General features: G+C 57.4%; 11 protein-coding genes. 9 read left to right on the top strand and 2 right to left on the bottom strand.

Translation table 11 applies throughout. The features are described from left to right. Positions 1-9: 9 nt before the first annotated feature. Positions 10-3,057: a formate dehydrogenase-N subunit alpha gene (fdnG, locus tag LRM19_RS07235; RefSeq protein ID WP_271367962.1), complete on the bottom strand. Its 3,048-nt coding sequence runs from the start codon at positions 3,055-3,057 to the stop codon at positions 10-12. Positions 3,058-3,278: 221 nt separating this feature from the next. Here fdnG and yddG point away from each other — a divergent pair, with 221 nt between their 5' ends. Together yddG and LRM19_RS07245 are read left to right on the top strand one after the other, a co-directional pair. Then, entirely contained in the window at positions 3,279-4,157 is an 879-nt protein-coding gene (yddG, locus tag LRM19_RS07240) for an aromatic amino acid DMT transporter YddG (protein ID WP_115875195.1), read from the top strand. 630 nt (positions 4,158-4,787) lie between these two features. Then, entirely contained in the window at positions 4,788-5,897 is a 1,110-nt protein-coding gene (locus LRM19_RS07245) for a porin OmpC (RefSeq protein WP_115875197.1), read from the top strand. A gap of 54 nt (positions 5,898-5,951) precedes the next feature. On the opposite strand, the gene LRM19_RS07250 is transcribed toward LRM19_RS07245, so the two are convergent. Next, positions 5,952-6,896 carry a LysR substrate-binding domain-containing protein gene (locus LRM19_RS07250; protein ID WP_111963631.1) on the bottom strand — a complete coding sequence of 315 codons (945 nt, stop codon included), beginning with the start codon at positions 6,894-6,896 and terminating at the stop codon, positions 5,952-5,954. Between the two features lie 170 nt (positions 6,897-7,066). Between LRM19_RS07250 and LRM19_RS07255 the strand changes: the two genes are divergently transcribed. From LRM19_RS07255 to LRM19_RS07285, 7 genes are read left to right on the top strand one after another with little or no spacing between them, the layout of a single operon-like run. Continuing rightward, positions 7,067-8,017, top strand: coding sequence for a branched-chain amino acid ABC transporter permease (locus tag LRM19_RS07255; protein ID WP_271367964.1), 951 nt, complete (start codon positions 7,067-7,069; stop codon positions 8,015-8,017). Between the two features lie 8 nt (positions 8,018-8,025). Then, positions 8,026-9,132: a branched-chain amino acid ABC transporter permease gene (locus tag LRM19_RS07260; RefSeq protein ID WP_271367966.1), complete on the top strand. Its 1,107-nt coding sequence runs from the start codon at positions 8,026-8,028 to the stop codon at positions 9,130-9,132. Next, on the top strand, positions 9,129-9,896 hold the full coding sequence (locus LRM19_RS07265; RefSeq protein WP_271367967.1) for an ABC transporter ATP-binding protein: 768 nt from the start codon (positions 9,129-9,131) through the stop codon (positions 9,894-9,896). The genes LRM19_RS07260 and LRM19_RS07265 overlap by 4 nt, the downstream gene beginning before the upstream one ends. After that, on the top strand, positions 9,889-10,608 hold the full coding sequence (locus LRM19_RS07270) for an ABC transporter ATP-binding protein (RefSeq protein WP_133294494.1): 720 nt from the start codon (positions 9,889-9,891) through the stop codon (positions 10,606-10,608). Before LRM19_RS07265 ends, LRM19_RS07270 begins: the two co-directional genes overlap by 8 nt. A 28-nt stretch (positions 10,609-10,636) precedes the next feature. Then, positions 10,637-11,794 (top strand): branched-chain amino acid ABC transporter substrate-binding protein, encoded by a 1,158-nt coding sequence (locus tag LRM19_RS07275; protein WP_271367969.1) that lies wholly within the window; start codon positions 10,637-10,639, stop codon positions 11,792-11,794. Positions 11,795-11,811: 17 nt separating this feature from the next. Then, positions 11,812-12,294: an L-2-amino-thiazoline-4-carboxylic acid hydrolase gene (locus LRM19_RS07280; protein WP_133294496.1), complete on the top strand. Its 483-nt coding sequence runs from the start codon at positions 11,812-11,814 to the stop codon at positions 12,292-12,294. Next, a complete protein-coding gene (locus LRM19_RS07285; protein WP_271367970.1) occupies positions 12,291-13,517 on the top strand; it encodes a Zn-dependent hydrolase in 1,227 nt (408 codons plus the stop codon). The genes LRM19_RS07280 and LRM19_RS07285 overlap by 4 nt, the downstream gene beginning before the upstream one ends.

Genomic DNA, 13,517 nt, shown 5'->3' on the forward strand with positions numbered 1-13,517 from the left:
AATCGCTCCTTACGCTTTCTCGATGTTGACCAGAAACGCCTTGTACTCCGGCGTTTGCGAGTTGGAATCCCCGACGTTTGGCGTCAGGGTATTGGCGATGTAGCCTTTCTGCGCCACGCCTTCAAAGCCCCAGTGCAGCGGGATACCGACGGTTTCCACCTGCTGGCCGTGCACGTTCAGCGACTGCAGGCGGCGGGTGACCACCGCCACCGCGCGGATAAAGCCGCGCTTGCTGCTCACCTTCACGCGATCGCCGTTGGCAATGCCTTTCGCCTTCGCCAGCGTCTCGCTTATCTCCACAAACTGTTCCGGCTGCGCGATGGCGTTAAGCCGCGCGTGCTTGGTCCAGGTATGGAAATGCTCGGTCAGGCGGTAGGTCGTTCCCACATACGGGAATTTGTCCTTTTTGCCCAGGCGCAGGACGTCGTCTTCGTAGATACGCACCACCGGGCTGGAGACCACGTTCGGGTGCAGTGGGTTCGTGCCCAGCGGCGTTTCCATCGGCTCGTAATGCTCCGGGAACGGCCCTTCCGCCAGCTTGTTGAGAGCAAACAGACGTCCCAGCCCTTCCGGCTGCATAATAAACGGCCCGGTGCTGCTGCCCGGCGCGGCGGTGTTGTAGTCAGGGATATCGTTCCCCGTCCATTTCGCCCCGTTCCACTGGATCAGCATGCGTTTCGGATCCCACGGCTTGCCGTTAATATCCGCCGATGCACGGTTGTACAGCACGCGACGATTCAGCGGCCACGCCCATGCCCAGCCCAGGGTGTTGCCCAGCCCGGACGGGTCGGCGTTGTCGCGGTTGGCCATCTGGTTGCCCTGCTCCGTCCAGCTGCCGGTGTAGATCCAGCACGACGATGCCGTGGTGCCGTCATCGCGCAGCAGCGCAAAGCTGTTCAGCAGCTGGCCCTTTTTCGCCACCAGGTTGCCGCTCGGGTCATACAGATCCGCCAGCGCCACGCCGTTGTTCTCTTTGGCGACTTCCTCTGACTCAGGACGATCGGGCTGCTTGTAGCTCCAGCTCATCTTCAGCAGCGGCTCCGCGCCTTTACCGCCTTCGGTGCGGTACATCTCGCGCAGGCGGTGGTAAATCCCGGCGAGGATCTCGCCGTCGTTACGCGCTTCGCCCGGTGCGTCCTGGCCTTTCCAGTGCCACTGCAGCCAGCGGCCGGAGTTGGCAATGGAGCCGTCCTCTTCCGCAAAGCAGGTGGACGGCAGGCGGAACACTTCGGTCTGAATCGACGCCGGATCGACATCGTTCGATTCCCCGTGGTTCTGCCAGAAGGTGGAGGTCTCGGTCACCAGCGGATCGATAACCACCATGTACTTCAGCTTGCTCAGGCTGCGAACGACTTTGTTCTTGTCCGGGAAGGAGGCCACCGGGTTGAAGCCCTGGCAGATATACCCCGTTACGTCGCCCTTATCCATCATGTTGAAATACTTGATGACGTCATAAGCCTGATCCCACTTCGGCAGCCATTCAAAGCCCCAGTCGTTCTCTTTCTGCGCCGCATCGCCGTAGAAGGATTTCATCAGGCTGACGTAGAACTTCGGATAGTTGCTCCAGTAGTTCACCTGGTCCGGCAGCGTCGCTTTTGGCGTGTTCGCCGCCAGATAGCTTTGCAAATCCGTCTGTTTTTCAGACGGCAGCGTCAGGTAGCCCGGCAGGCTGGTCGAGAGCAGGCCGAGGTCGGTTAAGCCCTGAATATTGGAGTGACCGCGAAGCGCGTTCACGCCGCCACCGGCCATCCCCATATTGCCGAGCAGCAGCTGGATCATCGCCATGGTGCGGATGTTCTGCGCGCCCACGGTGTGCTGCGTCCAGCCCAGCGCGTACAGGAACGTCGTGGTTCTGTCGGCGGCGCTGGTGGAGGCCAGTACCTCACACACCTTCAGGAAGTCCGCTTTCGGCGTGCCGCAGATGTTTTCCACGACGTCCGGCGTATAGCGGGAGACGTGCTGCTTTAGCAGGTTCCACACGCAGCGCGGATGTGTGAGCGTTTCATCGCGCATCGCATAGCCGTTTTCATCGAACTGATAGTTCCAGGACGTTTTATCGTACTGGCGCTTTTCGGCGTCATAGCCGCTAAACAGCCCGTCATCGAAGGCAAAATCATCCCGCACCAGCAGGTTCGCGTTGGTGTAGTGCTTAACGTATTCCGCGTTAATTTTGTTGTTTTCGATCAGGTACAGCAGCACGCCGGACAGGAACGTAATGTCCGTACCGGAGCGGATCGGCGCATAGATATCGGCCACCGATGCCGTACGCGTAAAGCGCGGATCGACGACGATAAGCGTCGCATCGTTGTTGTTTTTCGCTTCCATCGCCCAGCGGAACCCCACCGGATGGGCTTCAGCGGCGTTACCGCCCATCACCACCACGACATTCGCGTTTTTGATATCAACCCAGTGGTTGGTCATCGCACCGCGACCAAATGTTGGAGCAAGACTTGCTACCGTTGGTCCGTGTCAGACGCGCGCCTGGTTGTCTACCGCCAGCATGCCGAGAGAGCGCACAAACTTTTGCGTCAGCATGCCGGTTTCATTACTGGCCGCAGAGGCACACAGCATCCCGGTGGAAAGCCAGCGGTTGACCGTTACGCCCTGCGCGTTCTTTTCAATAAAGTTGGCATCGCGGTCGGCTTTCATTAACGCTGCTATACGGGAGAAGGCCTCATCCCAGGAGATACGCTGCCATTTATCAGAACCCGGCGCGCGGTATTCCGGGTAGCGCAGGCGGTTTTCGCTGTGAACGTAGTCCAGCAGCCCCGCCCCTTTCGGGCATAACGCCCCGCGGCTCACCGGATGATCCGGATCCCCTTCAATGTGGTAAATCGCTTCTCTGGCGTTCTTCGCACCATCGCCCAGGCTATACATTAAAAGCCCACAACCCACGGAGCAGTATGTGCAGGTGTTACGGATCTCTTTCGCGCGCAGCAGCTTATAGTTGCGTGCCTGAGCCAGCGCCATTTTGGGGGCAAATCCCAGCATGGCTGCCGTTGTTCCGGCCATACCGCCCGCGCAGATTTTAAAAAATTGTCTGCGGCTGACGTCCATTGTTGTCCTCGTTATCTGAAAACATTTCGCGCCGCAAACTAACAGCAAAGCCCCTGATTTTTTTGCGTCAAATCAAGGTCATCTGCCTTCCCCCCCTTAATAGTCAACCCCGGAACATTTCATTACCCCTTTTTGATTAACGGTTTAAGAGAATAATTCACGACAGCATCAGGATGATTGCGATACATTTTCCCTCTGATTTTTATTGCGATGACGAAGTAATGGACAGAAAGAGAGCAACGCTTATTGGGCTGGCGGCGATATTGTTATGGAGCACCATGGTCGGCCTTATTCGCAGCGTGAGTGAGGGGCTTGGGCCGGTAGGCGGTGCGGCGATGATCTACACCCTCAGCGGATTACTGTGTCTGGTGACGGTAGGATTTCCTGATCTCAGGCGGTTTTCACTCCGCTATCTTATTGCCGGCAGCGTTTTATTTGTCAGCTACGAAATATGTCTGGCGCTGTCGCTGGGCTATGCCGCGACGCGCGCTCAGGCGATTGAAGTGGGTATGGTGAATTACCTTTGGCCAAGCCTGACGATCGTATTTGCGATTTTGTTCAACGGGCAAAAGTCTACCCTGTGGGTGCTCCCCGGCCTGGTCATTTCACTGCTGGGCGTCTGCTGGGTATTGGGCGGTGAAGAAGGGTTACACCTTGAGGAAATAACCCGCAATGTCGTTTCCAGCCCTCTGAGCTACGCGCTGGCGTTTGCCGGAGCCTTTATCTGGGCCGCCTATTGCACCGTCACCAGCAAATTTGCGAAAGGACAAAACGGTATTACCCTGTTTGTTTTGCTGACCGCGCTGAGCCTGTGGGTGAAATATTTTCTGAGCGATCAGCCCGAGATGGTGTTCACGCTTCCGGTGGTGGTGAAGCTCGTCATGTGCGGGATCGCGCTTGGGTTTGGTTACGCCGCATGGAATATTGGCATTCTGCACGGGAACGTCACGGTTCTGGCTGCCGTATCCTATTTTACCCCCGTGCTCTCTGCCGCGCTTGCCGCCGCGGTGCTAAGCTCTCCCCTTTCATTCTCGTTCTGGCAAGGGGCGCTGATGGTCTGCGCCGGGTCGTTGCTCTGCTGGTACGCAACAAGACAATAGCGCCTCTCCAGCGGCCGGGTTAATTTCAACCCGGCAACATAATTAACATAAATTTAAAATGTGATCGCACCACAGAATATTTATCATAATAATAGAGCGTCTGTTTAAGTTCGGTTTATATTGAGCGCCTTCTGTAAAGCCACCTGAAGCGAGTTGACGTAAACTGACAACCCAGTGAAATTAGTCAGTAATAAACATTAACGCTCTGCATAGCATTACATGCAATAATTCAGCCCTGGCAGCTTTAATGAAATATAAGAAATAGACGTTGAAAAATTAAATCAACCCATTGTTTTTAAGGAGAAACAGGCGATACCTCACCCACCAAACCCTCGGAAATTGCGAAATATAACGCAATAGACTAAAACCATCAGAAATTATCTTAAAAGCAATAATCCCACTGACTAAATAACCATTAATCGTATAAAATCCGGCCATATTGTTTGAATAATCGCCTTCTCGCACGATCGAGATCACACTAATTGAAATTATCTCTAATATTTTGAAACTTATTATTGAAATAAGACTACGAGATTCTTAAAAATACCATGCCATTGACGAACAGCCTCGTTTAGAAATCGTTCACAGTGGTTCAGGAAATACTGAAAAAAATTATAAGGAATATTTAAGATGAAACTTAAATTAGTTGCAGTGGCAGTCACTTCCATGCTGGCAGCAGGCGTTGTTAACGCTGCCGAAATTTACAACAAAGACGGTAACAAGCTGGATCTGTACGGTAAAGTAACAGGTCTGCACTATTTCTCTGATGACGCTGGCGCAGATGGCGATAAAACCTACATGCGTATCGGCTTCAAGGGCGAAACCCAGGTTAACGATCGGCTGTCCGGCTACGGCCAGTGGGAATACCAGATTCAGGGTAACAAAGACGAAGGCGACAACCAGTCCTGGACCCGTGTGGCGTTTGCAGGTCTGAAGTTCGCGGAAGCAGGCTCCTTTGATTACGGTCGTAACTACGGCGTAATTTACGACGTGACTTCCTGGACCGACGTTCTGCCAGAATTCGGCGGTGACACCTACGGTGCCGACAACTTCCTGCAGTCTCGTGCTAACGGCGTTGCGACCTACCGTAACCAGGACTTCTTTGGTCTGGTTGACGGCCTGAACTTTGCTCTGCAGTACCAGGGCAAAAACGGCAGCGTAAGCGGTGAAAACACCAGCGGCCGCAGCCTGCTGAACCAGAACGGTGACGGCTACGGCGCGTCCCTGACTTACGATCTGGGCGAAGGCTTCAGCGTAGGTGGTGCAATGTCCTCTTCCCGTCGTACCGCTGACCAGAATGCGGCTGGCGTATACGGTGAAGGCGACCGCGCAGAAGTATACAGCGGTGGTGTGAAATACGACGCGAACAACATTTACCTCGCGGCACAGTACTCTCAGACCTATAACGCAACCCGCTTCGGTACCTCTAACGGTAATCGCAGCGACATCTACGGCTTTGCAAACAAGGCGCAAAACTTCGAAGTTGTGGCTCAGTATCAGTTCGACTTTGGCCTGCGTCCATCCATCGCCTACCTGCAGTCTAAAGGTAAAGACATCGAAAACTTCGGCGACCAGGATCTGGTTAAATACATCGATGTTGGCACGACCTACTATTTTAACAAAAACATGTCCACCTACGTGGATTACAAAATCAACCTGCTCGACGATAACCAGTTCACTCGCCAGGCAGGCATCGGTACCGACAACATCGTTGCGCTGGGTCTGACCTACCAGTTCTAAATCTTGTATGTACAAAAGCCAGCTGCACAAGCTGGCTTTTTTTATCTCCCTCTTTTACCCGCCAGACGACTCCCCACCCGCCGCCCGACGCAGCCAGTTTTGCAGCAGCTTGCCGTCTTCAGTCATCTCTGAGTCAGTACGCACGCAGAGGTAATAGTCGCGCCCGTCATCAATCGGCAGGTCAAATATCTTCACCAGTTCGCCGCTCTCAAGATAAGGCGCAATCAGCGGCTCACGCATTAACGCACACCCCAGACCAGCCTGAACGCCCGCCAGCGTCAGCAGACCATCCTCAAACATCGGACCGCTGCGGCGCACGGGGCGCTTCACCCCCTGTTGTACAAACCACTGCGCCCATGTGCTGCGCTCCTCATCGTGCAGCAGCGGCATTTGCAGCAGTTGCTCGGGCGTGTCGATATGGCCGTGAATGCGCAAAAACGCGCGGCTGCACACCGGGACCATCTGACCGGAAATCAGCTTTTCGCTTTGATAGCCCGCCCACTGCCCGTTGCCAAAACGAATCGACATATCCGACGCGTCGCTCAGATAGTTACGATGGTTGGCATACACCACGTTGATCTCGGTTTGCGGATTGGCGCGCATAAACGCAGGCAAACGTGGGATAAACCACCCCATACCAAAAAGTGGGATCAGGCTGATGGTGACCTGACGCGTTTGCGCCTGCTCCGCCAGGTGCTCCGTCGCCTGGCGCAGCACGTTAAACGCCGCGCGGATAGAGCGGTAATATTCCCGCCCGTGCTGGCTCAGCACCAGCCTGCGCCCCTGACGCTCCGTGAGCGGCATTTGCAGATACCCTTCAAGCACCCTGAGCTGATGGCTTACGGCCGACGGAGAGATGTCCAGCTCCTGCGCGGCCAGCGTGACGCTGCCCAGCCGGGCGATGGCCTCGAACGCACGTACGGCCCGAAGCGGCGGATCGTTTGCCAGTCGGCTTTCTGCATACGCCGTCAGGCTCGCCAATTGTTCTGTTTTATTCATATGTTGATTTCTTTAGGCTTTTCACCCCAAAACAGGCATTAACTATCTTCATATAAATCATAAAGATAAAACAATATTTATTTATCATAAGAAATAATGGATGCGTATTTTACAATTTAATTCATTTATTGGATGGTAGCCGCAGAACGAGCACTTTGCGGGTACAGACGTTGGATACACTCATACAACAACTGATCAACGGTGTGATGCTGGGCAGCATCTACGCGCTGATCGCGCTGGGCTATACCATGGTGTATGGCATCTTGCGCATTATTAACTTTGCTCACGGCGATATTCTGATGGTCGGTGCGCTCACCACGCTCTCCGCCATAAACGCCCTGAATACCACCTTTCCACAAATGCCGCTGCTGTTGCAGCTTGGCGTTGCCCTGGTGATTGCCATGGCCGTTTGCGCCGTGCTGGCAATGGCCGTTGAACGCTTTGCCTACCGTCGACTGCGCAACGCACCGCGCCTGGCGCCACTGATCTCGGGTATCGGCGTCTCCGTCCTGCTGCAAACCGTGGCGATGATTATCTGGACGCGCAACCCGCTGATGTTCCCGCAGATCCTGCCGATGGACCCTATCGCCGTCACGTCCGGCAGCGAAGCGCACCCGCCCGCCATCGTGACCGTTACCGGAATTGTCACCGTGGCGCTGGCACTGGCTGTGATGACCGGGCTGTGGCTGCTGGTGGAATACACCCGTCTGGGGCGCGGCATGCGCGCCGTGGCGGAAAACCCGCGCGTGGCCACGCTGATGGGGGTTAACCCAAACGCCATTATCACCCTGACGTTTGCCATTGGCGGCGTGTTCGCCGCGCTGGCAGGCGTAATGATGGCGAGCAACTACGGCAACGCCAGCTTCTCGATGGGCTTTTTGCCCGGGATCAAGGCCTTTACCGCCGCCGTGCTGGGGGGCATTGGCAACATTCGTGGCGCCATGATCGGCGGGATACTGCTCGGCATTATCGAAGCGCTGGGCGCGGGCTACCTGGGTGAACTGACCCACGGCGTATTTGGCAGCAACTATCAGGATGTCTTTGCCTTTATGGTGCTGATTCTGGTGCTGGTCTTCCGTCCGGCTGGCCTGCTGGGCGAGCGCGTGGCGCACAGGGCGTAAGGAATACCATGACAACACTTCAACTCCAGACCCCGGTGACGACACGCAAATTCTGGTCAGGCATGAGCCTGTTCTGCCTTGCGCTGCTGATTGCTCCCGTGGTGGCCACGCAGCTTGGCGGCAACTACTGGGTGCGCGTCATCGACTTCGCCCTGCTCTACATCATGCTGGCGCTCGGGCTTAATATTGTGGTCGGCTATACCGGCCTGCTGGACATGGGCTTTATCGCCTTTTACGCGGTTGGCGCTTATCTCGCTGCGCTGATGGCCTCTCCACACCTGCTGGAGGTGTTTCCTGTTCTTGGCGTCTGGTTCCCGGACGGGCTGCACACGTCATATCTGCTGATTATTCCTTTGGCTGCGCTCGTCGCGGCCGTCTGCGGCATTTTACTTGGAGCGCCCACGCTGAAGCTACGCGGAGACTACCTGGCGATAGTGACCCTCGGCTTTGGCGAAATCATCCGCATCCTGATGCGCAACCTCGACCGTCCGGTGAACATCACCAACGGCGCAAAGGGCATAACCGGAGTGGATACGCTGAACCTGTTCGGCCTGAAGTTTAGCGGCGTCTACCACTGGTTTGGTTTCAAAGTACCCGCCCTGTGGCTGTGGTACTACCTGCTGATGCTGGTGATTGTGGCGATTATTTTTGTCTGCCTGCGCCTGCAGCATTCCCGTATTGGTCGCGCCTGGCACGCCATCCGCGAGGATGAAGATGTGGCCCGCGCGATGGGCATCAACGTGCGTAACTATAAGCTGCTCGCCTTTGCGATGGGGGCCTCCTTTGGCGGCGTAGCGGGTGCGCTTTTCGGCGCGTTTCAGGGATTTGTCTCCCCGGAATCCTTCACGTTACAGGAATCCATTGCCGTACTGGCGATGGTGGTGCTGGGCGGTATGGGGCACATTCCGGGGGTGATCCTCGGCGCGGTACTGCTTACCGCCCTGCCGGAACTGTTGCGCAGCCAGGCAGCGCCGGTTCAGCAGGCGCTGTTCGGTACGGTGCTGATTGACCCGGAAGTGCTGCGTCAGCTGTTTTACGGTCTGGCACTGGTGCTGGTGATGCTGGTGCGTCCGTCCGGGATCTGGCCGGTACGCCACAAGGAGGCGAAAGCATGAGCCTGTTAACCGTACGCAACATGACAAAACGCTTCGGCGGCCTTACCGCCGTGGATGACGTTTCCATTACCGTGAACAAGGGCGAGATCTACGGCCTGATTGGTCCTAACGGGGCGGGAAAAACCACCTGTTTTAACCTGATCACCGGGCTTTATCCGGCGGACAGCGGCGAATTCTCCATTGCCGATAAGCCCTATTTTCCAAAGCACATTGAGAAAGTCACCGCCGCAGGAATTGCGCGCACCTTCCAGAACGTTCGCCTCTTCAACGAGATGTCGGTGCTGGAAAACGTGATGGTGGGCCGCCACGTGCGCACCCGTAACGGTCTGTGGGCCGCGCTGAGCCGCCACAAACGCGCTCGCGAGGAAGAAAAGCAGACCCGCGAACTGGTCTGGCACTGGCTGGAGTACACCGGCATTGCGCATTTCGCCCACTATCGCGCGTGCGATTTGGCCTATGGTCATCAGCGTCGCCTTGAAATCGCCCGCGCGCTGGCAACGGATCCGCTGCTGCTGGCGCTGGACGAGCCCGCCGCCGGTATGAACGCGGCGGAAAAAGTGGCGCTCGGCGAACTGCTCATCCGCATCCGCGATGACGGCAAAACCCTGCTGATGATTGAACATGACGTCAAGCTGGTGATGGGCATCTGCGACCGCCTGACGGTCCTTGATTACGGCAAAACGCTTGCCAGCGGCACGCCGGAGAGCGTGCGGCGCGACCCGGCAGTGATCGCCGCCTGGCTTGGAGGTCACGCTCATGTCTGAATTACTTAAGGTAGAACGTCTGGACGTGCATTACGGCGGCATTCAGGCCGTACGCGATGTCTCCTTTACCCTGCGCGAGGGCGAGCAGGCTACGCTGATCGGCGCGAACGGCGCGGGGAAAAGCTCCACCGTGCGCGCCATTACCGGGCTGGAAAGCTTTAGCGGCAGTATTGAATTCAGCGGTAAAGCGGTGCGTAAACAGAGCCCGGAGGCCCTGCTTCGCGACGGACTGGTGATGGTCCCGGAGGGCCGCGGGATCTTCTCCCGCATGACGGTACTGGAAAACCTGCAGATGGGCGCGTGGCTCAGGCGTGACACTGTCACCGTTAAGCGTGAGATGAACGAGGTGTTCGAGCGCTTCCCGCGCCTGGGCGAACGCCAGCATCAGCTTGCCGGTCTGCTGTCCGGCGGTGAGCAACAGCTTCTGGCCCTTAACCGCGCCCTGCTCAGCCGCCCGCGCCTGCTGATCCTCGACGAACCGTCGATGGGCCTTGCCCCGAAGATGGTCGAGAACATTTTTGCCGTCATAGCCGGGCTGCGCGAGCGCGGCGTCGCCCTGCTGCTCATCGAACAAAACGCCCGTCTCGCGCTGGAAGTCACCGACAGCGCATGGGTGATGGACAGCGGCAGCATTGTTCATCATGGCGAATCGACAGCGCTGCTTAACGACGACCAGATTGCACAGATTTATTTGGGCGAAATGCCCGTTTAACCACACCAGCCAACATCAGGGAAATACCATGAAAACAGTAAAAATCAGTGCGCTCAGCGCCGCTATTCTGCTCGGTAGTTTTGCCTCCACGTCCGCGTGGGCCGCCGACGGTGAAACCGTGGTCATCGGTCTGGCGGGGCCGCTGACCGGCCCGTCTGCCCGTATCGGTAAAGATCTGGAGAACGGCGCGCAGCTGGCAATTGACGACATTAACAAGCAGCACCCGACCATCGGTGGCAAAGCGGTGACCTTCAAGCTGCAGTCCGAAGACGATCAGTCCGACCCGCGCACCGCCGTAGCCGTCGCACAGCGTCTGGTGGACAGCGGCGTGGCGGGCGTGGTCGATCACTGGAACACCGGCACCAGCATTCCAGCGGCCCGCGTTTATCACGATGCGGGCATCGCACAGGTGGCACCGGTCGCGACCGGTCACGCCTATACCAAACAGGGTTTTGACACCAGCTTCCGCGTGATGGGCCACGACGATGACGGCGGCCAGCTCGCCGGCCAGTACGCGGTGAATACCCTGAAAGCCAAACGGATTGCGGTGATCGATGACCGTACCGCATTTGGTCAGGGGCTTGCAGACCAGTTTATTAAATCGCTGGAAGCGCAGGGCGTGAAAATTGTCGATCGTCAGTACGTGGATGACAAAACGGTCGATTTCAGCGCCGTGCTGACCGCCATCCGCAGTAAAAACGCCGATCTGATCTTCTTCGGCGGCGTCGACAGCCAGGCCGCACCGCTGGCCCGTCGCATCAAACAGCTGGGCATGAACGCCACGCTGATGGGCGCAGGCGGATTCGTCAGCCAGACGTTCCTGAAGCTGGCGCAGAAAGAAGGCGAAGGCGTTGTGGCACTGGAGCCGGGTCTGCCCGTTGACCAGATGCCGGGTGGAAAGGCATTCGAACAGGCCTATCAGTCCCGCTACCACACCCATATCGAACTGCACGCCCCGTTCGCCTATGACGCTACCCGCGTGCTGGTTGCGGCAATGGAAAAAGCAAACTCCGTTGAGCCCTCAGACTATCTGCCAGCCCTGCGCGCCATCAGCTATTCCGGCGTCACCGGACAGATCGCGTTTGATAAAGAAGGTAACCTGAAATCGCCGTCGTTCACGGTCTATAAGGTTGTCGACGGCAAATGGCAGCCGCAGACCGTGCTGGGCGGCGCAAAAGCGAAGTAACGCAGCGAGGCAATGTGATGAGTGATAATAACGAGCTGGGCATTCTCGCCCGCCGCAAAATTGAAGCCGAAATTATTAAGCCAATTTATGAAATCCTGGTGCGCGAGATAGGGAAAGCCCGCGCCCAGGCTGTGATTGGCGAGGCTATTGAGCAGGCCGCAATTGACGCAGGCAAAGCGTTTGCCAGCAAAGAGCCCAACGGCGCGGACGTAAAGAGCTTTATCGCCCTACAGTATCTGTGGGAGAAAGATAATGCCCTGGAGGTCAAGGTGATCGACGCCGACGACCAGCAGTACAACTATAACGTGACCCGCTGTCGCTACGCGGAGATGTATCACGAGATGGGGCTGGGCGAGATTGGTCACCTGCTCTCCTGCGCGCGCGATGAAAAATTTATCGTTGGCTATGCGCCCGACGTAGAGCTAACCCGCACCACCACCATCATGCAGGGCGGTTCGTGCTGTGATTTCCGCTACCGCAGCACTAAGGACAAGACATGATCCGCGTCAACGCCGAAAGGCTGTGGTCAACGCTTGAGATGATGGCGCAGATCGGCGGCACGCCCGCCGGTGGCGTCACCCGTCTGGCATTGAGCGAGGAAGATCGTATTGCGCGCAACCTGTTGCGCGACTGGGCGCTGGATGCCGGTTTTACCTGTGACGTCGACAGCATGGGCAATATGTTTATCCGTCGCGCCGGGAAAAAACCGCAGCTTGCCCCGGTCATGACCGGTTCGCACCTGGATACCCAGCCGCTGGGGGGGAACTACGATGGTGTTTACGGCGTGCTGGCCGGGCTGGAGCTGCTGCGAACCCTTAACGATAATAACGTTGAGACCGAGCGTGACGTTGTGCTGGTGAACTGGACTAACGAAGAAGGCGCGCGCTTTGCGCCAGCCATGCTCTCATCAGGGGTCTGGACGGGACAGTTTAGCGAAGCCTACGCCCATGCCCGCGCGGATATCGACGGTATCACCGTAGGTGAAGCGCTGGAGAGCATCGGCTACCGGGGTGAAGCCCCTGCCCGCGCGTTTCCGGTTCACGCCTGCTACGAGCTGCACATCGAACAGGGACCGATTCTGGAGGACGAAGCCCTGGATATCGGGCTCGTCCGCGCGGCCATGGGCCAGCGCTGGTTTACCCTGACGCTGGACGGATTTGCCGCCCACGCGGGCACCACGCCGATGCACAGCCGCCGCGACGCGCTGACCGCCTTCGCGGAGCTGGCGTTGAAGGTGGAAGAGATCGGCTATCGGCATGCGCCGGACGGACGCGCGACGATCGGTATGGCGCAGGTTACGCCAAACTCGCGCAACGTCGTGCCGTCTCGCGTGGTATGCAGCGTGGAGTTTCGCCATCCGGCGCAGGCGGCGCTGGAAGCCATGGAGGCGGCGCTGCATAAGGTGGCTGAAAGCCTGAGCCTGCGCGGCGTGTCGGCTCTCGTTGAGCGCATTTTTGACTACGCGCCCATCGCGTTTGATGCCGAATGCCTGGCGCGTTCGGAGAAGGCCGTGGCGGAACTGGGCTATTCGTCGAAACCGATGGTCTCGGGTGCGGGACACGACACCTGCTATGTCAGCAAAATTGCGCCCGCCAGCATGATCTTTATCCCCTGCGTGAAAGGCGTCAGCCATAACGAAGCGGAGAGGATCCTGCCTGAGTGGTCGGAAAAAGGGGCGAATGTGCTGCTGCATAGCGTCCTGTCCGCGGCCCAGGAGAGCTAG

It is taken from the genome of Enterobacter sp. PI-10 (assembly GCF_027947695.1).
GTDB lineage: Bacteria > Pseudomonadota > Gammaproteobacteria > Enterobacterales > Enterobacteriaceae > Enterobacter > Enterobacter vonholyi.